The sequence below is a fragment of the Candidatus Omnitrophota bacterium genome (assembly GCA_041648975.1).
Lineage (GTDB): Bacteria > Omnitrophota > Gorgyraeia > 2-01-FULL-45-10 > 2-01-FULL-45-10 > JAQUSE01.
In genome coordinates this window covers 22,054-45,456 of record JBAZNZ010000013.1, presented here as the reverse complement: position 1 = coordinate 45,456, position 23,403 = coordinate 22,054, and the positions used below count along the sequence as shown (strand labels likewise).

General features: G+C 49.6%; 18 protein-coding genes. All 18 read right to left on the bottom strand.

The window, feature by feature from the left end:
• Positions 1-49: 49 nt before the first annotated feature.
• Positions 50-1,129: a peptide chain release factor 1 gene (prfA, locus tag WC592_05145; GenBank protein MFA4981838.1), complete on the bottom strand. Its 1,080-nt coding sequence runs from the start codon at positions 1,127-1,129 to the stop codon at positions 50-52.
• Positions 1,130-1,133: 4 nt separating this feature from the next.
• On the bottom strand, positions 1,134-1,406 hold the full coding sequence (gene rpmE / locus WC592_05140; GenBank protein MFA4981837.1) for a 50S ribosomal protein L31: 273 nt from the start codon (positions 1,404-1,406) through the stop codon (positions 1,134-1,136).
• Positions 1,407-1,526: 120 nt separating this feature from the next.
• The gene (rho, locus tag WC592_05135; GenBank protein MFA4981836.1) at positions 1,527-2,774 is read right to left on the bottom strand and encodes a transcription termination factor Rho; all 1,248 of its coding nucleotides are present in this window, start codon (positions 2,772-2,774) and stop codon (positions 1,527-1,529) included.
• Positions 2,765-3,349 carry a dephospho-CoA kinase gene (gene coaE, locus WC592_05130; protein ID MFA4981835.1) on the bottom strand — a complete coding sequence of 195 codons (585 nt, stop codon included), beginning with the start codon at positions 3,347-3,349 and terminating at the stop codon, positions 2,765-2,767. Before coaE ends, rho begins: the two co-directional genes overlap by 10 nt.
• Positions 3,346-4,737 carry a glycogen synthase GlgA gene (gene glgA / locus WC592_05125; GenBank protein MFA4981834.1) on the bottom strand — a complete coding sequence of 464 codons (1,392 nt, stop codon included), beginning with the start codon at positions 4,735-4,737 and terminating at the stop codon, positions 3,346-3,348. Before glgA ends, coaE begins: the two co-directional genes overlap by 4 nt.
• Positions 4,738-4,833: 96 nt before the next feature.
• Positions 4,834-7,530, bottom strand: coding sequence for a DNA polymerase I (polA, locus tag WC592_05120; protein MFA4981833.1), 2,697 nt, complete (start codon positions 7,528-7,530; stop codon positions 4,834-4,836).
• A gap of 186 nt (positions 7,531-7,716) precedes the next feature.
• On the bottom strand, positions 7,717-9,291 hold the full coding sequence (locus WC592_05115; protein MFA4981832.1) for a hypothetical protein: 1,575 nt from the start codon (positions 9,289-9,291) through the stop codon (positions 7,717-7,719).
• Between the two features lie 143 nt (positions 9,292-9,434).
• Positions 9,435-9,593 (bottom strand): hypothetical protein, encoded by a 159-nt coding sequence (locus WC592_05110; protein ID MFA4981831.1) that lies wholly within the window; start codon positions 9,591-9,593, stop codon positions 9,435-9,437.
• Between the two features lie 10 nt (positions 9,594-9,603).
• Positions 9,604-12,759 (bottom strand): efflux RND transporter permease subunit, encoded by a 3,156-nt coding sequence (locus tag WC592_05105; GenBank protein ID MFA4981830.1) that lies wholly within the window; start codon positions 12,757-12,759, stop codon positions 9,604-9,606.
• Positions 12,746-14,068 (bottom strand): TolC family protein, encoded by a 1,323-nt coding sequence (locus WC592_05100; GenBank protein ID MFA4981829.1) that lies wholly within the window; start codon positions 14,066-14,068, stop codon positions 12,746-12,748. Before WC592_05100 ends, WC592_05105 begins: the two co-directional genes overlap by 14 nt.
• On the bottom strand, positions 14,065-14,526 hold the full coding sequence (locus tag WC592_05095) for a MarR family transcriptional regulator (protein ID MFA4981828.1): 462 nt from the start codon (positions 14,524-14,526) through the stop codon (positions 14,065-14,067). The genes WC592_05100 and WC592_05095 overlap by 4 nt, the downstream gene beginning before the upstream one ends.
• 133 nt (positions 14,527-14,659) lie before the next feature.
• Entirely contained in the window at positions 14,660-15,085 is a 426-nt protein-coding gene (locus WC592_05090; GenBank protein ID MFA4981827.1) for a PilZ domain-containing protein, read from the bottom strand.
• 180 nt (positions 15,086-15,265) lie between these two features.
• Positions 15,266-15,640, bottom strand: a complete 375-nt coding sequence (locus WC592_05085; protein MFA4981826.1) for a response regulator — start codon at positions 15,638-15,640, stop codon at positions 15,266-15,268.
• Positions 15,641-15,781: 141 nt separating this feature from the next.
• Positions 15,782-17,185 carry a hypothetical protein gene (locus WC592_05080; protein MFA4981825.1) on the bottom strand — a complete coding sequence of 468 codons (1,404 nt, stop codon included), beginning with the start codon at positions 17,183-17,185 and terminating at the stop codon, positions 15,782-15,784.
• The gene (locus WC592_05075) at positions 17,182-19,860 is read right to left on the bottom strand and encodes a fused MFS/spermidine synthase (protein MFA4981824.1); all 2,679 of its coding nucleotides are present in this window, start codon (positions 19,858-19,860) and stop codon (positions 17,182-17,184) included. The genes WC592_05080 and WC592_05075 overlap by 4 nt, the downstream gene beginning before the upstream one ends.
• Positions 19,861-19,917: 57 nt before the next feature.
• Positions 19,918-20,592: a sulfite exporter TauE/SafE family protein gene (locus WC592_05070; protein MFA4981823.1), complete on the bottom strand. Its 675-nt coding sequence runs from the start codon at positions 20,590-20,592 to the stop codon at positions 19,918-19,920.
• A 7-nt stretch (positions 20,593-20,599) separates the two neighbouring features.
• Positions 20,600-21,712, bottom strand: coding sequence for an AmmeMemoRadiSam system radical SAM enzyme (amrS, locus tag WC592_05065; protein MFA4981822.1), 1,113 nt, complete (start codon positions 21,710-21,712; stop codon positions 20,600-20,602).
• A complete protein-coding gene (gene recJ, locus WC592_05060) occupies positions 21,709-23,403 on the bottom strand; it encodes a single-stranded-DNA-specific exonuclease RecJ (protein MFA4981821.1) in 1,695 nt (564 codons plus the stop codon). The genes amrS and recJ overlap by 4 nt, the downstream gene beginning before the upstream one ends.

Below are 23,403 nucleotides of genomic sequence, written 5' to 3'. Positions count from 1 at the left end.
TACCCAGCCTATTCTTCCCGACCCATCACCATTCACGGAATGGGCTGGGTCATACGGCAGCTCTCAGCCTTAATTTTCTCTCTTCCATTTTCAGCGCGGCAGTTATTTCGTCCAGATCGCCCTCCAGCACATCCTCGAGATTATGGACGGTCAACCCTATCCTGTGGTCGGTGATCCGCCTGTCAGGGTAATTATAAGTGCGTATCTTTTCCGAGCGGTCTCCGCTGCCCACCTGAGACTTTCTTGACTGGGATATCTTACTATTATGCTCGGTCTCTTTCACGTCTAAAAGCCGCGCGCGCAGGACCCTCATGGCCTTGGACTTGTTCTTCAATTGGGAACGTTCGTCCTGGCACGTTACTACTATACCCGTCGGTATATGCGTGAGCCGCACTGCGGAATCCGTCCTGTTAACACCCTGGCCGCCCGCGCCTCCGGACCTGAAAACATCGATCCTTAAGTCCTCGGGTCTTATCTCCACCTCTACATCTTCTGCCTCCGGCAGCACGCATACCGTCGAAGCCGATGTATGTACCCTTCCGCTCGCCTCAGTCTCCGGCACACGCTGAACCCTGTGTGTGCCGCTCTCGAATTTAAGCGCGCCGTACACTCCTTTGCCGGAGATCGAGAATATGACTTCTTTATACCCGCCTTTTTCGGTAGTGCTCGAATCTATCAGCTCTACTTTCCATCCCTTTCTCACCGCGTATTTTGAGTACATCCTCAATAGATCCGCTGCAAACAGACTTGCTTCCTGGCCGCCTGTGCCTGCCCTTATCTCCATTATTATACCGCGGTCGGCGCCGGATTCCTTCTCCAGCAACAACTCTTCCAGCCGACTACCGGATTCTTCAAGCTCCTTCGCCAGTTTATACCTCTCCTCTTCCGCGAGCACAAGGAAATCCTTGTCGTGGCCGTGCGTCTTTTCGCCGAGCACCTTGTCCAGGTCTTTGACGTCGAGTTTAAGTTTCAGGTAGTCATTATACTCGTTTATTAAGGGAGTTAGGCTTGCAAGCTCCCTGGCATAGCCCTGGTATTCCGATGTATTGGCTATGACCTTCGGGTCCGCTAGAAGCTCATGGAGCTTATCGCACCGGCGTCTCTTCTCTTCCAATATCTTTTCGAACATCGTATTATCCGGCGTTTCCCGGCTCCGTCTTCTTCTCTACCTTAGGCTGATCGGCCTGTTCAGCGGCCTTCGCCTTCACTTTGCCGGCATAACGCTTGGCGAACTTCTCCACCCTGCCTGCTGAGTCTACAAGCTTTTGCTTACCTGTAAAGAACGGGTGGCACTTCGAGCAGATATCGACATGGATGTTCTGCTTCGTCGAGCGCGTATGTATTACCTCTCCGCACACGCACGCGATCGTCGTCTCTTTGTATTCCGGATGTGTCTTATCTTTCACGCTTACCCCCTTTTTTAGTTGTAAGTCATAAGTAGTAAGCTGTAAGTAAAAGATTTGAATTTTTTTAACACTTAAAACTTACGACTTACAGCTTACGACTAATGGTTTGATTCTTGTTTTCTACTGGTTCATTGACATCAAAAATTCCGCGTTGGTCTTCGTCTTCGACAGCTTCTCGACCAGGAGCTGCATAGCCTCGTCGGAATTAAGTTCGTTCAACGCCTTCCTCAGAAGCCATATGCGCTTCAATTCGTCCTCGTGGACCAGGAGCTCTTCCTTGCGGGTATTCGAGCGCTTTATGTCTATCGCCGGATATATCCTCTTCTGGAAGAGATTCCTGTCGAGCTGCACCTCCATATTGCCGGTCCCTTTGAACTCTTCGAATATTACCTCGTCCATCCTCGAACCGGTATCGACGAGCGCGGTCGCTATTATCGTAAGGCTCCCGCCCTCTTCGATATTCCTTGCCGCGCCGAGGAACCTCTTCGGTTTCTGGAGCGCGTTCGAATCGACTCCGCCCGAGAGTATCTTTCCCGAATGCGGCACGCAGGAATTGTACGCCCTGGCAAGCCTCGTGATCGAGTCGAGCAGGATCACCACATCTTTCCTGGCTTCGACGAGACGCTTTGCCTTCTCCAGCACTATCTCAGCGACCTGGATGTGCCGTTCCGACGGTTCGTCGAATGTCGAACTTATTACCTCGCCCTTCACCGAGCGCTGCATGTCCGTGACTTCCTCGGGACGCTCATCTATAAGAAGGACTATGAGCACGGCCTCCGGATAGTTCGTAGTTATCGAGTTAGCGAACTTCTGCAGGAGCACCGTCTTTCCGCTGTACGGCGGAGCGACTATCATGCCGCGCTGTCCTTTCCCGACGGGCGCCAGGAGGTCCATTATCCTCATCGAAACTTCTTTTGGGTTGCATTCAAGCAGGAACCGTTCATTCGGGTAGAGCGGGGTCAGGTTGTCGAACAATGTCTTCCCCTGCGTGTCATCCGGATTCCCGAAATTTACAGCCTCGACCTTCAATAAGGCGAAATACCTTTCGCCTTCCTTAGGCGGCCTTATCTGCCCGCTTACGGTGTCGCCCGTTCTCAGGTTAAACTTGCGTATCTGCGACGGCGACACATATATGTCGTCGGGTCCCGGGAGATAGTTGTAGTCCGGGCTGCGCAAAAATCCGAACCCGTCCGGCAATATCTCCAGCACGCCCTCGCCGAAGATCAGGCCTTCCTTCTCGGTCTTCGCCTGCAGTATCTTGAATATCAGGTCCTGTTTCTTAAGGCCGCTGGCGCCGATCACATTCAGGTCCTTCGCAAGCTTTGTCAGCTCCGCTATGCTCATGGTCTTAAGTTCGGCTATCTCCATAACATCCTCCATATTTCGAGTACCTGTCTTCTTGTCTTTGACTTCAATCCCTGATTGTCTATCACGAAGTCCGCCATTTTTAATTTCTTCTTTAACGGTATCTGTCTTTTTATCCTTTTTAATACGTCCTCCTTTTTGATGCGAAATTTCTTTACGCATCTTGCTATCTGTCTTTGTCTTGAACATTTTACGACTATCAGCTTATCTATAAGGTCGATGAGCCCCGCCTCGACCAGGAGCGGCGCGTCTACTACTATAATATCATGACCTGACGCGCGGTTAATCTCTCTCTTTATTTCCCGGATTACTTCAGGATGCATTATCCTGTTAAGCCTCTCCAGACATTTCCCGTCCTTAAAAACTATCGTTCCAAGTTTCCGCCTGTCGATCTCACCGCTCTTTGAAAGCGCCGAGACCCCGAAAAGAGCCTCTATCCTCTTATGCGCCGGAGAGCCCTTCCTCATGACACGGTGCGCGATGATATCCGCATCGACGACCTTCGCGCCCAGCGAAGCGAGTATCGAGGCGACGAATGTCTTGCCGGTACCGAAACTGCCTGTTATCCCTATTATCATCGCGGTCCCAACATCCTGTCGTACAGCCTTATATACTCCGCGGCCGATTTCTCCCATGAAAAATCGAGTCCCATCACCTTGCTGACGAGCTTCGACCACATATTTTTGTTCCTGTACAAGTTAAGCGCCCTCTTTATAGCGGCGAATAAGAGGTCCGCCCTGTATTCCTCGAACGTGAACCCGTTGCCGTCAAGGGTTTTAGGATCGAATTCGGTGACGCTGTCTTTAAGCCCCCCTGTCTGTCTGACTATGGGGATAGTTCCGAATTTGAAGCTTATCATCTGGCTCAGGCCGCACGGCTCGTATCTTGACGGTATGAGGAAAACGTCCGATGCCGCGTATATCTTTTGTGCCAGCACCGCGTCGAATTTAAGGTTAATGGAGGTGTTCTTACTATGCGCCTTGGCCATCTTCTCGAATAGAAGATGATATTTATTCTCGCCCGTGCCCAGCACAACGAACTGCACTTTCATATTTAACAGTTCGCTGATGATCTTCGCTATGAGGTCCAGGCCTTTCTGGTCGGCAAGTCGCGATATGAGGCCTATCATAGGGATGTCTTGGTCTACCTTCAGCCTCAATTCCTTCTGCAGCGCCTCTTTGTTAACGTATTTATCGTTTGATGTCTCGGCCGAATATTTTTTTGATATCCCGGCGTCCTTCTCAGGGTTCCAGATATCGTAATCGATCCCGTTAAGGATACCGGATAAGACATTGTTGCGCGTCTTTAACACGCCTTCGAGGCCGCAGCCGAACTCCCTGGTAAGTATCTCCCTGGCGTAAGTCGGGCTCACCGTGTTTATAGCGTCGGAATATACCAGCCCCGCCTTCATCAAGTTGACCTTGTCGTAAAACTCAAAGTATTCTATACTGAAGAGCACCCAATCCAGCCCCGTCTTAGGGAACTCCTCTTTTGGGAACAGGCCCTGATATGCCATGTTGTGGATAGTGAAGAGCGCCCTGGTATTGAAAAAGAACGGGTCGTATTTGTATATGGTATTAAGATAGACCGGGACCAATGCCGTCTGCCAGTCATTGCAGTGGATTATATCCGGTTGGAAATTCTCGCGTTTGCAGCGCTCCAATATCTCCCTGGAAAAGAAAGCGAACCTGTCGAGGTTGTCCTCGTAATCTCCGAATTTGTCGCCGTACAGCTCTTTCCTGTCAAAGTATTCTTCATTCGCGACAAAATAGACTTTTACGTTCTTACCCATCGTAGCTTCATCGGCTTTGCATTTTATGAGTCCGTATTTGGGCATTATCACCCGCACGTCTACACCCTTTTTTTCCAACGCGATAGGAAGGCTTCCGGCGACATCCGCCAATCCGCCCGTTTTCGCGAAAGGCACGACCTCGCTTGAGGCAAATAGTATTTTGAGTCGTTCCATGGAATCTCCGAATGATAGTTGTAAGCCGTAAGTTTTAAGCTGTAAGTTAAAAATTGAGTTTCACAATCTTACAACTTACGACTTATAACTTACAACTCACTTATACTCTTCCAACTCCAGCCAATTCTTTCCCACTTCTATATGAACTTCGATAGGCACCTTCAGCGTTATGATATTCTCCATGCTCTCTTTCAGTATCTTATATGCCTTCTCGCGCTCTTTCCTGGGCACATCCAGGACCAGTTCATCATGAACCTGCAGTGTCATTTTCGATCCCAGTCCTTCTTTTATAAGCTTTTCATTCACCGCTATCATCGCGACTTTTATGATATCGGCCGCGGACCCCTGGATCGGCGTATTTACAGCCGTTCTCTCGGCAAACTGCCTTATGCGAACGTCAGGGCTGTTTATCTCTGGTATATGCCGCTGTCTTCCCAGGAGCGTGGTAACAAAACCCTTTTCCCTCGCCTCCGCGATCAGGCCTTCGAGATATTGCCGCACATCGGGATATCTTTCAAAATACGCGTCTATGAAGTTCTTCGCCTTATCTACGTCTATCTTCAGGCTCTGCGACAGGCCGTACGGGCTCATCCCGTATATTATCCCGAAATTGACGGTCTTTGCCATGTTCCGCATCTCTTTCGTAACGTCCTTCTCATCCACCCCGAACACGAGCGCCGCGGTAAAGGCATGGATATCTTCCCCCTCTTTAAACGCATTTATCAGGTTCTTATCTCCGGAGAGGTGCGCCAGTATCCTAAGTTCGATCTGCGAATAGTCGGCAGAAAGAAGCACGTTCTCTTTAGACGACGGAATAAAGGCTTTGCGTATCTTCCTGCCCTCCTCCGTCTTTATCGGAATATTCTGGAGGTTGGGCTCGCTCGACGAAAGCCTGCCTGTAGCCGTAACGGTCTGGTTGAACGATGTATGGACTTTGGCCGTCTTTGGGTTGATGAGGTTCGGCAGCGAATCTACGTATGTCGATTTCAACTTCGAGAGCTCCCTGAACTCCAGGAGCATTGCCGGCAGTTCGTGCTCGAGCGAAAGCTTCGTCAGGACCTCTTCGTCGGTTGAAAATCCGGTCTTTGTCCTCTTCACCACAGGCAGCTTCATCTTCTCGAACAATATCTTAGAGAGCTGCTTTGGCGAATTTATATTGAACTCCTCCCCCGCCATCTCATATATGGACTTAGTGGACTTCTGCAGTTTCCTCTCTATCGCGACGGAGAGATCGGCAAGGTACCCCTTATCTATCGAGACGCCGTTTATCTCCATGATGGCCAGTACCTCGATGAGCGGGATCTCGACGTCGTAGAATAAACTGTCGAGGCACCTTTTTGAGATCTCCTTCTCCAATATGTCCTTTAGCCTAAGTGTAACGTCGCTGTCTTCGCAGCAGTATTGGCACACCTTATCCACATCGACCTTGTCCATCGTAATGGCATTCTTACCCTTACCGATCAACTCCTCTATGGGTGTCGTCAACTTGTGGTTCAGGTATTCCAGCGATATGTCTTCAAGGTTATGGTTCAATTTGGAAGGGTTCAGAATGTAGGAAGCGACCATGGTGTCGAAGATGATACCCTTCAATATTATCCCGTAATTCGCCAGCACTATATACTCGTACTTGATATTCTGGCCTATCTTCTTTATAGAGCTCTTCTCAAAAACCGGTTTAAGCGCACCAAGGACTTCTTTCGCATCGAAATACTTGCCTGTCCCGCCCCCAGCTTTACTCCCGGCGGGATTTACAGGAACATAACAGGCGCGGCCGATCTTCCATGAGAACGATATCCCCACGAGCTCTGCCAGCATCGGATCCTCGCTGGTCGTCTCGGAATCGAAAGCGAATTCCTTGAGGCCCTTAAGCTCGTCGACCAGCTTCCTGAATTTCTTGTCGTCGTCGATCAGTTCATAGGTAGATTCAAGCTTCTCCCTGGGCGTGACATCCTTCAGGAATGACTTGAACTCCAGCTCCTTATATAATTCCATAAGTTCGACCTGGTCCGGATCCTTCGATTCCATCTCTTTGAAATCGATCTCGACCGGCACATCCGAGTCCAGGACCGCAAGCTCCCTCGACAGTATCGCCATCTTTTCGTTCTCTTTCAATGTCTTCTTCTTCGCCTCACCTTTCACTTTATCCACGTTCTTCAGGAGGTCATCGAGCGATCCGAATTCCACTATCAATTCAACGGCCGTCTTTTCGCCTATGCCGGGCACCCCGGGGATATTGTCAGTCGCGTCGCCCATCAGGCTCATTATATCGATCATGCGCTCCGGCTCGACGCCGTAGACCTCTTTTACCTTCTTCGCGTCGTATATCAGGCCTTCTTTATGCGTGCTAAAAACTTTTATATGCGGATTCACAAGCTGCAGGGCGTCCTTATCTCCCGTCACTATGAACGTCTCGATGTCGCGCGCCTCGGCTTTTTTTGCGACTGTCGCAAGCACATCGTCCGCCTCGTATCCTTGTGCCTCATATATCGGGATATTGTAAGCCTCGACGAGCCTTTTTATGTAAGGCATCTGGCTTACGAGATCATCCGGCATGGGCTTCCTGTGGATCTTGTATTCCTCGTACTTCTTATGCCTGAACGTCGGCCCTTTAAGGTCGAACGCCACAGCTATCATATCAGGCTCGTTTTCCTTGATTATCTTATTGAGCATGGTGATGAAGCCGTATATGGCATTCGTCGCCTGCCCCTTCGAATTGGAGAGCGGCCTGACGGCATAATGCGCCCTGTAACAGAATGAATTCCCGTCGATAAGAAAAAGTTTTTTCTTGGACATTAAGCGGCAAGCCCTATAAGGTCAGGATATAATAGCAGGGTATCTTTAACATCGTCTAATTTTAGTATGTCAGGGATTTTATTTCTCTCGGAAATTGAATTTACAACAATATAGAGAGGAAATACGACTTGATAACTGCTTTCATTCTACATTAATAACGCTATTTGTCAAGAAAAAAAATGCCTTTTATTCATTTGCGTCAGTTATCTTCATATGCTCGCTCAGGTAATTCCCGGTCAGGTCGTCTATTGCCTGAGTAAGTTCCTGAATACGCAGTTCCTTATCGAATCGCGCCTTCATCTCTTTTGGCGGCGCGGTCATAGTATCGAACTGCAGCCGTTTCCGCTCGTAATATGCCCTCCTCAGGTCATCGAGTATGTCGTTCCTCAGTTGCGTCGTGAGCCGCGAGCGAACGTCGATATTCGTCTGGTCGTCAGACCAGATGAGGTCAGCAAGCTCCCACGAGACCGAGACATCGAGCCCGTCATTTTCGTCGTCCGGCCCCATGATGACATAATCTTTTGTGGCGCTCGTGTATATCTCCGAGTTTGTCGAGCGCTTCTTATCAAGACCTACGCTCACCTTCGGCAGGAGCGCTTTTAACCTCGCCTCGCTTCTCATCTTCCTGATCTTCTCCGGGTCGACCTCGGCAAAGCGCATAGCCGCCCGCTGTAATTCCTTGAACGCGGGCTCGTTATCGAAGATTATCTTCAGGCCCTTCAGGTTCCTCTCCACATCTATATATTGGTCGGAGGCGTATTTTCCGCTCTCAAGACGGTATAACCCTTTATCGGTCAAGGCCCATAGGAAATTTTCTTCTTCATCGCCGGATACGATACTATTCACGTTGAATATCCTGTCGGCTCCTTTATATAATTCCATCCATCTGCCGTCCTTGAATTCAAAAACACCTTTACTCGTAGCGCAATATAAAGAATCTCTCTTTTTGACGCTCGCTATATAGTTTATTGTCCCTGTCAGGCCCTCATCGGACAGATCGCGCCAGGACTTTCCGTTATCGTCGGAGAATATTATCTTCTTACCTACCCCGGCATAGAGCCTGGAGCCTTTAAGCATCAGGCAATTCACCGTCACGCCGGAGCCATTTTCAGCGTCATACGGCGCTTCTTCGAAAACGTCTTCCGCCGTCTCCTCCGCGTTACGATGTACGTATATTCTCTCCCAGTCGCTTAGGGTATCAGGTTTGAAATATAGCCCGTCATCCGCGCGCGCGAACGCGGAGTCCTTGTTCAGGGCTATACTGCTTACGCGCCTTCCCTTTATGCAGCCGCTGATGTCCTGCCAATTGTCCCCGGAATCGACACTTGCGAAGATCCCGCGCTCGGTCCCTATAAATACTTTCCTCGGATTGTATTTTGAATTCTCAATGCACAGGATGCTGTTCTTCCCGGGGATTATGGTCCTGAAAACGTTCCTCCACGTCTTTCCGTAATCCTGGGACCTGTAGAGGCCGCGCCTCGTGCCTGCGAGAATATTTTTAGCGCTCCCGCCTATAGAACTAATCTCGTTCTCACCCTGCGGAAGAGTAAATATCGACTCCCACTTGTCCTTCGCATCCCTTGCCCGGTATATCTCGCTCCTGGTCGCCAGGTAAAGCTCGCCCTGGTCTATTATCATCGCGCGGGTATCAACGTTCCTTATATTGCCGTCTTTGCCCGCCCATATATCCTGGGCCTTTGCCGGCGGCGGAAATGATACGGCAAATAGCGCGCAGGCGATCATAGCTAATACCTTTTTCATGCCTACCTCCATTTGTGTATGAATTCTAACATTTGATTGATTTTTTGTCAATATTTATTTTATCTTTAATCAAATCTGCGCGGGCACAAAAAACCTCCTTTCCGCCTTATATGCCCCACTATATAAGACGGTAAAAGAGGTTTTTATTTCTTGACCCCAAAAAAGAGTCCCGCGCTTATTAAGAAAATAGCGCCTGCGAGGATATATCTGACAGGAGGATTGAGGTCGGCTTTCAAGCTTATGGCAAGGACCGCGAGGATGAAGACGATCCACAGGGTAATTGTTCGATTAGTCTTGTTCATATATAGCGGCTTATATCCGAAAGTCTTTTTTCTCGACTGAATTGCCGTGATCGTCAAGATCCTTGAATTCGATCTGATATTTCTTCCGTTCGATTTTTGAGAAAAGACTGTAGACAGACGGCACCACAAATAAAGTCAATAGCGTAGAAAGTATGACGCCGCCTATTATGGTTACCGCCATAGGTATCCTCGTCTCGGCGCCGGGACCTATTGCGAGCGCAGGCGGCACTGCCGCCGCGATCGTAGCAACTGACGTCATCAGGATCGGGCGCAGCCTTGTAGGACAGGCTGATAGCAAAGCCGGTGTAGCCTCGAGCCCCTGTTCTCGCTGCTGGTTAGTAAAATCGACGAGCAGGATCGAGTTCTTCTTTACTATTCCCATAAGCAATATCAACCCTATGATACTGTAAATATTCAAGGACTGATTGAATATCATCAGAGCTATCAATGCGCCGGAAATGCTGAACGGCAGCGCAAAGAGGACCGAAAACGGATGGAGATAACTATTGAACTGGGAAGCGAGCACCATATACGCTATCAATATGCCTAGCCAGAAGGCCAGGAGCAGGCTTCCGAACGATTCCTTGAAAGTCTGTGTACTGCCTGAAAATACCGCCCTATACCCTTCGGGAAGAACGCCCCTGACTATCTTCTCTACCTCTTTCAGCGCATCGGTCTGAGACTTGCCCTGAGCGACATTGGCAAACAGCGATATGGCCCTCTCCCTGTTGCGCCTCGTTATCGTCAGCGGTGTCGGTTTTTCGGTTATCTTTATGACATTTTTAAGCTGTACCAGCTCATTCCTGTTGTTCCATACCCACAAGCGGTCAATATCTTCAAGAGCTGTCCGCTGGGAAGGCACCAGCCTTATGCGTACATCGTATCGCCGGCCGTCTTTTGTATATTTCGCGATCCTCTCACCGCCTATCAGGGAGTTTATGGTGCTGCCGATAGTTGAAACGCTTACCCCCCTGTCATCCGCTTTTTCCCTGTCGGGCTGTACGCGCACTTCCGGGATCTTCGCGAGATAGTCGGTGTCTACGTCTATCATGAGCGGAGACTTCTCCATCTTTTTGCGGATCTCTTCGGAATATATCGATAATTTTTCCCAATCGGGACCTCTCACCGACAATTCAACCGGCATTCCCCGCTGCGCGGAGAAACCGGAAAGCGACAAGTCCTGCACAACCACCTTTAGGTCCGGGATCTTGTTCAATTCTGTTCGGAATAACGTCATGAGCTCGGCCTGGGAAAGTGAATGTTTATTAGGAGGTACTACAGGCCGTTTCTTCGGTTCTTTAAATGTTATGAACATCATCCCGGAATTTACCTCTCCCCCGCCCATCCCTCCTCCAAAACTGCCTATCAGAGCGAAATACGAAATGACTTCAGGCCGGTTCATAAGGAAGGCCTCTGCCTTCTTAAAATGTTCGTCTGTGAAAGTTATCGACGAACCTACGGGCGTCTGGAGTCGAAGCATCAGCATGCTCATATCCTGTGACGGCAGGAACTCCTTGCGGATAAATAACAGTAATAAGAGCGAGGAGATAAAAAACGCTATAGCCACCAGGACGACGAGTACGCGTTTCCTCAACACCTTTTCAAGCGTCCTGTGATAAGAGGCCGAGAGACGTTTGAAGCCTTCGTCGATCGAACGGCCGATGAACGTGTGGCGCGTCCCTACCTCCAGGAACTGCGAGCATCTCATGGGGGCAAGCGTAAGCGCTTCCAGGAGCGACAACGCAACCGCGACAGAGATCGTGACGCCGTACTGGTAAAAGAATTTGCCGATGATACCGTACATAAATGCTACGGGCAGGAATATCGCGACGAGCGCCATCGTCGCCGCGATGGCCGCGAACGTTATCTGCCTTGCGCCGCGGCGCGCCGCCTCCACCTTATCTACGCCGCGCTCCCTGTACCTGACTATATTTTCCAGGACCATTATAGCGTCATCCACGACTATACCTATCGCGAGCGACAGTCCTAATACAGTAAACGTATTAAGCGTAAATCCCATAAAATATATTACGATAAACGTTCCCAGGACAGATGTCGGTATGGCGAGCAGGATATTGAGCGTCGCGCTCCATGACCCGAGGAAGAGCCAGCATATGAGCGACGTCACTATGGCGGAAAGTATCAGCGTGAAGATAAGCTCACGGATAGAGTCTTCGCTGAACTTGGTAGCGTTATAACGCACCGATATATTTATATCTTTGGGCTTGGTCTTCTGTATCTCTTTCAGGCGTTCAAGGACTTTATTGGCGACACCGACCTCATTAGCGCCGCGCTGTTTGCGTATACCGACACCCACAGTCGTCTCCAGGTTGGAACGCGCGATCCTGCGTATGTCGGAAAGCCCGTCCTCGATCGTGGCGACTTCTTTAAGGTAGATCGGCCTGAAGATCGGCTGTCCCGACCTTTTAGGGATGAGCAGGTTCTCGAAATCCTTTGTCGTCGCGGCCTCGCCCATGACCCTGACGTTGAATTCCTTCTCGGAGGTCTCTATACGGCCTGCGGGCACCTCCTCGTGCTCCGCCTTTACGGCGTCGACGACATCCCCTACTGTAAGCTGATACGCCTCTAGCTTATTCGCGTCTACCCATATCCTTAAGTTGCGTTCGACAAATCCTCCCAGGAAGATGTCACCTACTCCGTTTATGGTGGCAAACTGGTTCTTCAAATGGTCCTGGACATAGGTCATTATATCCCTTATCGGGCGCGTAGGCGATGATACGGAAAGTATTAATATGGGGTGGTCATCCGGATTTACCTTATTGACTATCGCGGGGTCGATGTCTTTTGGAAGCGACCTCTGCGCCTGGTCTATCTTATTCTGCACATCCTGCACGGCAACATCTATATCCTTACCCAGGTCGAATTCAACGGTTATGCCTGCCGAGCCCTGGTGCACAGCCGAGGATATCTCCTTGACGCCCTGAATGCCCATCAAGGCATCTTCAACTACATCCACTACATCGGTCTCCATGACTTCGGGCGCCGCGCCTTCCCAGGTCATGCTTATGGACACTATCGGGAAGTCAACGTCCGGCAGCTGCCCTACGCCGAGACGGTTATAGGAAATTATGCCGAATATGATCAGCGCCGCCATCAGCATCCAGGCAAATACGGGATTCTTGATCGATAGGTCAGATAACGTCATAATGTGTCTCCAATAGGCCTTCTCCCGTAGCTATGCGCAGCGCCCAGAAAGCGCGCTTCGCCTCATAAAGCGCTTGTATATAATCCCGTTCGGAATTTTCCAGCGTCTGGATAGCCGCCAGCACTTCGAGGTTATTAACCAGGCTGCGCTCGTAATCCTTTCTCTGTAGATAATAGTTGAGCTTGGCGCTCTTATACGCTTTCTCGAGAGCGTTGTGGACCGAGATCGCCGTCTTCAATCTGACATACGCTTCCCTGATGTCGTATGGGGCTTTCCGCCTGGTCCTTCTGAAGATCAATTCACTCTCGTGCGCCTTAAGAGAATACTCTTTGGACTTTCCCAGCACCTCGGTCCCGCTGAATATAGGAACGCTGAACGTCAGCTTTACGTCCCAGTCGGTGTCCTTGCTGAACCCCGTCCTCTGCGTATAGTAGTTGCCTTCCCAGTCTACTCTTGGGAGGAAGTCGCTGTCCACCACCTCGCGTTGTTTCTTCGCGTAAAGCCACGCGAATTTTGCCGCTTTGACGTCCGGCCTTTCCATAACAAGCGACACATAATAATCCTCATCCATAAGATGCGACGGCGTACCGTACGTATCCTTCACGGCGGTTATCTTCCCGCCCACCAGGAACTCCAATATCTGCCGCACGATTATCTCCTGGTTCTTGACCAGCTCTATACTGGCTTCTACGCTGTATAACTGCGTCCTCGCGTTAACCACCTCGCTCTTCCTCGACCTCCCAAGCTTTTCACGCGCCTTCAGCTCTCTTATTCGGTCGGAGAGTGCCATCCTGATCTTCTGCAGGGATTTCAGGTCCTCACGTCTCTCTATAAGTGAATAGAACGCGCTGGAGACATCGACGAGCAGCAATTGTTCGGCGCGTGTCTTTTCTTCGGTACGCTGGCCGCGTTCGTACTTACTTCCCTTCATGGCTGCAAGGGCCTTGAATCCGCTGAAAAGATTTTGCGTTACATTAAATCTTCTCTCGGAGCTCTTTGTCGGTTTCAAACTGGTCAGCGCGCTGAACTGTTCATCAGGGGGCTCTTCCTGTAGATCCTGCGATTTGAACGAGACATAAGGCATCATGATAGAAAGCGCTTGCAGGAAATGAGCCTCCGTCTCTTTTACCCTGTCTGCGGTTATAGCAATATCTTCACTCTGCTTCAGCGCGAGATCGTAGCAGTCCGAAAGGGTCAGGGCATCATCGTTGACACCGGCCGGAACGGGAAGTTTCGGAGCGTCTGCCGCGCCGATGGTGACACACGCCGTAAAAATAAATATTATCGATAAGATCATCGCTCTCTTCATGACTTGCTTAAAGCTTCCCTCTCTTTGATGTGATGCTGTATATGCTCCAATATTTTAAGGTACTCTGCCCGCTCTTCCGCGGAAATCATGCCGAACATCTCCATCATAACCTTCCTGTGCTGGCCGAGTATATAACCGACTATCTTATTGCCTTTGGATGTAAGTGTCAACCTCTTTATGCGCCTGTCTTTAGGGTCGTCCAATCTTGTGGCATACCCTTCCCTGACGAGCCTGTCCACCATACCGGTGACAGCCGCCGTAGTCACCTTAATATAATGCGCAAGGTCGGTCATGCTCGATTCGCCGTGCGTGCTCAGGAAATTGAGGACGATAAATTGCGGCATCGTAATCTTCATCCTGTAGAAATCTTTGGTCTGGTATTTTATGAACTCCCTGCTGACTACCGCCATGATGTCTCTTACCCTGTCGGCAAATTCGGAAAGCGAGAGATCGGACATTTTTAACCCCCTTAATAGTTAAACATATTGAATATCAATGATATTAAATATATCATAGGCGACAATATATGTCAATGATTAAACTGTTTTTTGCTTCGGACTTATTTGTAAGAGAAATGTTTCTGGGACGGCCTTAAAACCAGGCGGGAGAATCCTTATACCACTTCATAGAAGCTTCGGTCAGGGATATTTCCCTGTCTTCCTCATCACAAAGCTGCCTCTGATAGAGGCTCAATGCGCCCATCTCTTCGTTGAACCCTCGCGTAAAATCGGGGGTTTGCTCCTTAAATTCTATTCCTACGTTATAAGGCCCACCCTCGCTCTCCTTGCGAATATGGCGGACAGACGCTGTTATGAAAAAAACTCCTCTGCTTAAACATATCCTGACCGCAATATCCGTACCGATGTCTATGGGTTCCCTGGTAGATACAAGAGCCCCTCCTTCGCTGATATTAAGGGTTATGGACTCGTCGCGCATCTTCTTGCTCTCACATCTGTACTGGAGCGGGCAGTACACCGGAAACCTGAGAAATCTTCTTCTCTCTGTTTGGTCGGCCATACGATTTCCTTTGCTCAGTACGGAAACAAAATAAAACAGCCGGACTTACAAATCAGCCCGGCTGTCCCGTCGCTGCCTTCCGGAACCGCCATATTTGAAAAACTGACGCGAACCACATTCCAATCAAATATACCATCTAGTAACCCAATATGCAAGGCGGTAAAATCAAATTTTTCATTCTTAACCGCTTACCACATGCCGCTTTACCATCGATACCAGCTGTTCCATGCTGGCGGGTTTTATCATATAATCCGACGCTCCGAGCCTTCCGGCGTCAAGGGCATATTCCGCTTCGGTCTTGGCGGTCAGGACTATAACAGGTATGTTCATCGTCCTTGGATCGGATTTCAATTGGGATAACGCCTCGAACCCGTTCACTTGAGGCATTACCAGGTCCAGGAGGATGAGGTCGGGGTGCTGCTTTCTTGCCTTTTCAAAGCCCTCGCGTCCGTTATAAGCCTCCACGACCATATAATCGTTCGCCTCCAGCCTCATCTTAACCGCATCTACGAATTCGGCTTCATCATCGATAACTAATACGGTCTTCTTTCCCATGTGAAGCGCCCTCCTGAAATTATTTTGGATTACAGCCAATCAATATAAGTATATCATATAAAACTGAAATTTAAGGCAAATTTTTATGGTATAGGAAAGTATAAAACTTTCCTAACCACTGAAACTTCATGAGGAAGGTTCTTAAATCCCTCCTTCGTCGGGATGAAGTTTCTTGCAGTTCAACAGCGAGATCAATAATAATACGAGCCCGGATACCTGAAGAGCGAACCTGTCCATCCCTATCAGCATATGGTCGAGCGGAAGGTCGACCAGAATGAACATCGTGTAGTATAATATGAGCGTAGACCATACTATGAATGCCAGATAGACGACAGGTTTTTTAAAAAGCTCTTTTAGTGAGAGTATCTGCGCTACAAAAAAGAGTATCCAGAAGAGATTCCACTTCCTTGTCTTAAGCACTATATCGAATATAAAATTGTCCATGATAAGTGAATGCCTGCTCATTTTAGCCGTTATCGTATTGATGACGCCTGCATTAAAAAAAGTCTTTTCATTAACGAGGACGTCTGTGGAAGGCAACGACGTGAACCTATAGATAAGCCATGGCGTTGAGAGGGCAAGGGTCAGGCCCATATAGATGAAAGCGGCCTTAGCCTTATCCCTCAATGGCATCCGGCTGAAGAACAGACTCAACAAAAGACATGCTGTAAGAATTACAAAGAACGATGTGGCTTCGTTCTTCGTAAATATGGCAAACGCCGTAAAGAGCGACGACGACACGATATAGGGCGTCTTCCCGGAACATATCCATAAGAACATAAGCGCGCCTGCCCCAAAATAAAAGAAGGCTAAAGGCGCATCCGCTTCAGCGCACGCGAACCTGTATACAAAGACATATATCAGGGAGTACAGGAGAGTATACACAAGGCAGTGCGTACTGCCGCAGAACCTCCTCTGCGCCCCATACATTAGACTTAGGAACCCGAGGGCCATGAACGGCAGGAAACCCTTGCCGAACCTGTCGTCATCCGTTCTCATGACGGTATACATCCAATCCTCCAGCAGGGGCACCATCAAAGGATATTCGGGATGTTCGATGACGAATTCCTTGTCGATAAAGCTCTTGTCGTAAATAGTCCCGGAGTCGTGAAGTATCTTCGCCTTGAAACCGAAGCAGGAACGCGAAGCCCACTCATACATCGGGTAATACAACGACTTGAAAAATATGACCGATACGCTTACCGCGATAACGATGACCAGGATAATATCGAACTTTTTTATGCTGGGCTTTTTTGGCATATCGGGGACGCCCCCCCTCCCTTTCATCCTATTGCCCATTATGATAACGAGAGCCGAGGCCGCGAAGACAACCGTGACTGCCATCATGACGTTACCGCTAAGGCGTATACCTGAAAATGAGAGGTAGAAGAATACCAAAGCCATGCCGCCGCAACCGAACCCGATATCGAGCCCGAACTTTTCAGGTCCGGATAAGAGAGCCGGCTCCCTGCTAAATACAGCCTTGCGGATAACAAATCCTGTCGAATATATCGCAAGTATGCCCGCGAAAAATAACCCTATCATCCGCCCATCTCCCCTATGCTCTTTAACGTCAACCGCTCATTCTTATCGGCCATGATGACCCATTTGATATTCCGCTTTTCAAGCCATTTTGCGTCAACTTCTTCAAATTTGTACGGAGCGCTCGTCGAAAAATAGCCCTTCCTGAACTTGTACATCTTTATGGGGTAGATATAGTACGCTATGAAATATATCTCTCTGTGGAGGACCAACACGCCTTCTTTAGGATCGACCCTTCTCTTTATCTCGTCTATGAACGCCTTATCGTCCCTGTTTATCGTGAACCTTACCTCATCAACGGGCGTCTTCCGGTATTTAATATAATCTTCGACGCAGTCAAGGACCGAAAGACAGCATATCCTGTGAAAGCCGAGGACGATCCCTGCGGCCGCTATCCCTCCTATGACGACCTTCTTGAAAAGCGCGACGTTGATCGAAACGACCAGCGCTAAAAGTACCGCGAGATTCAATCCCGCTACCAAAAAACAGGTCTTCGGAATACCGATGATCGGTATGAGGAACGCTCCAGTCAGGACCGCTCCAAGGCATGAGCCGAAAAGGTCTGTGCCGTAAGCCAGGCCTGCGACCCGCCCTGTCCCTTTGCCCTTTTTCAGGCATATCGCGTTTGCGAGCGGAAATTGGAACCCGCCTATTACGCCGGCGATCGCGGAGAGCGCGGGAAAAACAATGTTAGAACCCGACCAATACATTACCTTGGTCCCTGATGACGCCAACCACAAAAAAGATAAGGGCAACACAAGCGCATACGCGAAGAGCGCTGTTTGGGTAATGATAAGCGGTAATCTATGATTTTTCATACGCGGGAGCATTTTTACTATCCACCATCCCCCGAACACCATGCCTGCCATGAACGATGTTATTATTATGCCGAGCTTATAGAAGAGATATCCATAGACGATCTGGAACGACAAGAGGATGAGCATCTGGAACGCCATAGCGCTGAAGCCGGTAGCGGCGACCGAGACCATGGAGGCTTTCTCCAGGAAATCAGGTCTTTTGGCCGATGAGAACCCGAGGGCGAATATCGATAGGCAAACGAAAAATACGGCATACCATATCGTCTCTTCCGTCACGCTCTTCAGAAGCCCGGTAAAGAATGAGCCCTTGAAACGGCTCGACCAGTATATTATGTCATAGTAGTAGGCGATAGGCCTGAAGTCGCGGTTTATTGCGGACTTATTTTCGCGCATTACGGACGTCTCAACGTAAGCTATCCTTTGAGGCGAGAGCTTTGAAGATAAGTAATAATCGCGGACATATTCCAGGTCGAGCCCTCGATCCCTGACCCTTTGAGCAAGCGCCTTATGATCGAGTGTCAGGGATAAGCTGCTGTCCGAGGCTATGAAATAAGCCGTATCTCCCGGCACTATAATGACATTGGCAAAAACTGTCCTAAGAGTACTGTATAACGACTCAAGGAAATTTTTCAATTCGTCATTGATATAATTTTCCGATGAATTGACCGAAAAAGAAAAGACGCCGCCCGTTTTCAATATCCGCCTGATCTCGGCAAAGAACTCTGCTGTGTAGAACCTGTTCAGCTGCGCGGTCGACGGGTCCCCTACGTTCAATATGATACAATCGAATTCCTCTTTTGCCCTCTTCACGAACAGGCGGCCGTCGAGATTTTTAATGACCGCCCTGGCGTCTCCCAGGGGCTTATAATATTTTATTGGCAGGAAATCCTTTGCCGTCCCTATTATAAGCGGGTCTATCTCTACATAGCAGACGCTATCCACAGGATATTTGAGGGCCTCTTCCATGAGCCCTCCCACCCCGCCTCCTATCAATAGCACCTTCTTCGGCCGGGGATGTTCCAGCATCGCGAAGTGTACCGCTTCCTCCGCCGCGAGAGCGTCGGGGACCGTATATAGATGGAGGCCGTTATCAAAGAATGAGAATTGTTCCAGTTTCTTCGCGAGAGTGATATTGCCGTAGATGGAATTCTTCGAGGATACCAGGTCGAAGCCGCGCCACTCGTTCTCGAGCGACGTTTTGTCGATCCTGTCCCAGCCGTTCGAGAACCACGGCAGAAGACAGACAGCAAAGGCGATAGCGGCTAAAGCCTTAAATAAAGGTTTGTAGCTCTCTCTTTCCAAAGAAGAAGCAACCGCAAATACGGCGATCGCGTTAAGCAGGCTCAAAAATGCCGCGATATGCACGGAGCTTAGATGCTGTATCAGGATAAAACTGGCCGCAAAGCCGCCTACTACGGCTCCGCACGTTTCTATTATATAGATCCTGCCGATCCCGGCAGCCCCAAGATGAGACCCCTTTTCATAGATGCCGCAGGCAAGCGCGAACATGAACCCGAGAGCGATGCATATGGGAGCGAGGATGGCGAGGCTTGCGGCGATCATAGGAAAAAAAGGTATTATCTGTCCGGGAGAGACACCAAGCGCCGTTTTGACAGACCTGATAGCGAGGACCGTCAACGGAAGTGCCAATATCAACACAAGCTGGCATAAGCAGAATGCGGCGATCCTATGTTTCATCCTGTCCGCGAAGACCCCGGACAAAGAACTTCCCAGCGCCCCTCCTATAAGCCAGCTCGCCAGTATAAGGCCGATGGATAATTCATTGCCGCAAAAAACAACGAGGAATTCGCGCATGAATACGATCTGCGAAGCCATGGCCGTAATACCTAATATGATCACAGACAGAGATATTGCTCTATTCAATTCGCTCTTTATCCTATCCTTTCATAAAAAGGTTCATAGACGCGAAAATCGCCCCCATATCAGGCTTAACCCCAACAATATGAGAAGCGAGGCGCATAATATCTTAAACACCAGATTGCTGACATTTGACTTCAAGAGCTTCGAAGGGATCCACGCCAGGATGCCTGCCGCGGCCCCTACTACGATCAACCCGGAAAGGAGCGTACCCATGCCGAAAGAGAATACATATAGAACCCCATCGACGATATTCTTTGAGATAAGCGATACCTCGAACAGAAGCGCTATGAGAGGCGGGCATGGTGTTATACCTATCACAAACCCCAACGCAAAGAGTCCGCCGAGATCATGCTTGCTGCGGCTTTGCGCGGCGCAGTGTACGTCATATTTATTTTTATGTACCAGCATAAATATGCCGAGCGCTATACTTATCAAGCCGGCAACCGGTTTAAAATAAGACGTGATATCGGAATTGATGAACCTGTTGAGTAATTCCGCAGATAGTCCGGCTAAAAATCCCAATGTGAGATAAGCGGTAAGTCGGCCGACCAGGAATATCAGGACATCGCACGCCACTCCGCCCGCGTCTTTCCTGCTGCCCGTTATGTATGTTATAAGGATCGGCGTGCAGACTAAAAAACAGGGCCCGATCATGCCAAAACCGAACCCGATTGCGAATATTTGCGCGTATGTGATCAGCGTATCAAACATTATATGGTTATTCGACGCTCCATATGCCGGCTATCTTGTAACCGCAAAACTTGCACTTGCCGTGCCTGATATTGTTTTGCAGGATCTCGTATCCGAGCCTGTCTATTACCTTCTTGCCGCAATTAGGGCAATAAGTGTCTTCCATCGGGTGGCCGGGCACATTTCCTACGTAGACATATTTTAGCCCTGCGTCTTTGGCTATACGGGCGGCCTCTTCCAGTTTTTTAAGCGGCGTCGGCGGCAGGTTCTGCAGCTGGAACGATGGCGTGAACTTGCTGAAATGCAGGGGCGTCTCGCTCCCTGTATTCTCTTTGATCCAGACGCACATACGGCGAATCTCTTCAGGGTCGTCGTTCTGCCCCGGTATCAAAAGATTTGTGATCTCGAGCCAGACGCCCTCCTGCCTCACGGTCTTAATAGTCTCCAGCACCGGCTGTAATTCCGCCATCATGCCCATCTTCTTATAAAACGCCTCGTTAAATCCTTTCAGGTCGACATTCACCGCATCCATATACTTGAGAAGCTCTTTAAGCGGCTCAGGGTTAACATATCCGCACGTATGCATGCCGTTCTTCAATCCTTTTGTCCTGGCGAGCTTTGATATGTCGAGCATATATTCATAAAATACTATGGGCTCTGTATAAGTATAGACGATGAACGGGCAGTTGCTGGCCTGGGCCTGTTTTACCACTTCTTCAGGCGGCATATCGTAGGCAGTGACTTCATCCGGTTTTGATTGGGATATCTGCCAATTCTGGCAGAAGAGGCAGCGCATATTGCACCCTGCGACCGCTATTGAGAACGCGTTTGTACCGGGCAAGACATTAAAGAATGGCTTCTTCTCGATGGGATCGACGTGGACGGCTATTGGATTGCCGTAACCCAGCGTGTAGAGCATGCCGTCCTTATTAATGCGCGCTGTGCAGACGCCCCTCTGGCCCACATCTATTATGCATTTACGGGGGCACAATACGCACTGCACAATATTGCCCCTTACGCGCTCCCAGTAGCTTGCGATCCGGGGCACAGGCTTAGCAGCAAGAACATCGGCGGAGAGACAGAAACTCAGTGTAGCTACGATCAACGCGGAAAATATTGCGGGTGTCGGTCTTCGCTTCATATATTTTGGACCTGTATATCGCGCAGCTCCAGCTGGATCGACCGGACCCCTTGCCAGTCATTTATGGCGGGGATATACGCGAGATCCAGTTTTGAACCCGGCGCGGGCATATCCAGGTTATTCCTTCCGAAGCTCACGGCCTCGCAAGTAATATTATCATCCGTGACCCACATCTTAAATCCGTTCTTCCCTATCTGTCTTGGTCCGTCCTTTACTACTAGTCCGCGCGAAGCAAGGACGGGCCTTGGGTTGTCGGGCCCGAAAGGAGAAAGGCTCTCGATCTCCGATATGACATTTTCGCTTAGCATGCTGAGCGGGATATCTATATCTATATCCAATCCCGGAATGAATACATTCTCGTCAACATCCTTAGACACTTCTTCATTTATCCTGTCCCTGAAATCGTCTATCCTGTCCTTTTCTATGGTTATACCACATGCGGCCTCGTGACCTCCGAACCCTGACAGGATCTCCCTGCACCTGAAGAGATATTCGAAGAGATGAAAACGGTCGATAGACCTGCCTGACCCTTTGCCAAGCTTTCCGTCCAGCGATATCAGGATCGTCGGCCGATAAAACCTGTCGGCTATCCTCGACGCGACTATGCCGATTACCCCCGAATGCCAGCCCTCGCTCGCCAGAACGATCACGCGGTGATACTTAAAATTCACTTCGCGCTCTACTTTGGACAAGGCCTCATCCAATATCTTCGCCTCGATCTTCTGCCTGCTCCTGTTCTCCGCGTCCATGATCTTCGCTATCTTTGCGGCGGCAGACGAGTCGTCGCTAAGCAGCAGCTCCAGGGCTTTCTGGGGCGAACCTATCCTGCCCATGGCGTTGATCCTGGGCCCGAGCATAAAACCTATGTGGCCGCTTGAGATATCCTTATCTTTCAGGCCGGACACGTCCATAAGCGCCTTCAACCCTACCCGGCCCCTTCTATTAAGCTCGTCCAAGCCGTATTTTGTCAAGGTCCTGTTCTCGCCTATAAGCGGCGCGATGTCGGCAACGGTTCCCAGGCTTACAAGGTCCAGAAAATCTTCCGCAAAAAAAGGAGTATTTTCGTACAGAGCTTTGACGAGTTTATACGCTATTCCTACACCGGCGAGGTGCTTGAACGGGTAAGAACAGCTTTCCTGCAGCGGATTAACAACAGCATACGCGCTCGGGATACGGGATTCCACTATCTCGTGGTGATCGGTTACTATGACATCTATATTTATGGCCCCCGCGTGCTCTATTTCCTTAAAAGAGGTGATACCGCAATCGACTGTTATTATAAGAGTAACGCCGTCCTTGTGTGCGCGCTTTATGGCATTCGTATTAAGGCCGTAACCCTCTTCGAGCCTGTTCGGGATATAACTATCGACTATGGCCCCCAGGTTCTTCAGCGCCGAATAGAGTATCGTGACCCCGGTCATCCCGTCGACATCGTAATCGCCGTATACGAGCATCTTTTCATTGCCGGCTATTGCCTTCTTGATCCTGTATACGGCCTTATCCATATCTTTTAAAAGGAACGGGTCATGGCACGACGACAGCGACGAGCGCAGGAAATCGGAGGCAAGCGCGGCGTCGGTTACTCCCCTGTTAGCTAAGAGCTGGGCTGTGATTTTGGATATATTTAATGCGGATGAAAGGCAATCCTGCGCGAGAGGGTCAGGATCTTTTATCCTCCATATCTTTCTCAT

What these genes read in the sequence shown, in the direction of transcription:
- prfA (MFA4981838.1), bottom strand. Translation starts at nt 1,129, where the DNA reads ATGTTCGAAAAGATATTGGAAGAGAAGAGACGCCGGTGCGATAAGCTC.
- recJ (MFA4981821.1), bottom strand. Translation starts at nt 23,403, where the DNA reads ATGAGAAAGATATGGAGGATAAAAGATCCTGACCCTCTCGCGCAGGAT.
- WC592_05115 (MFA4981832.1), bottom strand. Translation starts at nt 9,291, where the DNA reads ATGAAAAAGGTATTAGCTATGATCGCCTGCGCGCTATTTGCCGTATCA.
- WC592_05080 (MFA4981825.1), bottom strand. Translation starts at nt 17,185, where the DNA reads ATGATAGGGTTATTTTTCGCGGGCATACTTGCGATATATTCGACAGGA.
- polA (MFA4981833.1), bottom strand. Translation starts at nt 7,530, where the DNA reads ATGTCCAAGAAAAAACTTTTTCTTATCGACGGGAATTCATTCTGTTAC.
- coaE (MFA4981835.1), bottom strand. Translation starts at nt 3,349, where the DNA reads ATGATAATAGGGATAACAGGCAGTTTCGGTACCGGCAAGACATTCGTC.
- WC592_05100 (MFA4981829.1), bottom strand. Translation starts at nt 14,068, where the DNA reads ATGAAGAGAGCGATGATCTTATCGATAATATTTATTTTTACGGCGTGT.
- amrS (MFA4981822.1), bottom strand. Translation starts at nt 21,712, where the DNA reads ATGAAGCGAAGACCGACACCCGCAATATTTTCCGCGTTGATCGTAGCT.
- WC592_05110 (MFA4981831.1), bottom strand. Translation starts at nt 9,593, where the DNA reads ATGAACAAGACTAATCGAACAATTACCCTGTGGATCGTCTTCATCCTC.
- WC592_05070 (MFA4981823.1), bottom strand. Translation starts at nt 20,592, where the DNA reads ATGTTTGATACGCTGATCACATACGCGCAAATATTCGCAATCGGGTTC.
- WC592_05095 (MFA4981828.1), bottom strand. Translation starts at nt 14,526, where the DNA reads ATGTCCGATCTCTCGCTTTCCGAATTTGCCGACAGGGTAAGAGACATC.
- WC592_05105 (MFA4981830.1), bottom strand. Translation starts at nt 12,759, where the DNA reads ATGACGTTATCTGACCTATCGATCAAGAATCCCGTATTTGCCTGGATG.
- WC592_05085 (MFA4981826.1), bottom strand. Translation starts at nt 15,640, where the DNA reads ATGGGAAAGAAGACCGTATTAGTTATCGATGATGAAGCCGAATTCGTA.
- glgA (MFA4981834.1), bottom strand. Translation starts at nt 4,737, where the DNA reads ATGGAACGACTCAAAATACTATTTGCCTCAAGCGAGGTCGTGCCTTTC.
- WC592_05090 (MFA4981827.1), bottom strand. Translation starts at nt 15,085, where the DNA reads ATGGCCGACCAAACAGAGAGAAGAAGATTTCTCAGGTTTCCGGTGTAC.
- rho (MFA4981836.1), bottom strand. Translation starts at nt 2,774, where the DNA reads ATGGAGATAGCCGAACTTAAGACCATGAGCATAGCGGAGCTGACAAAG.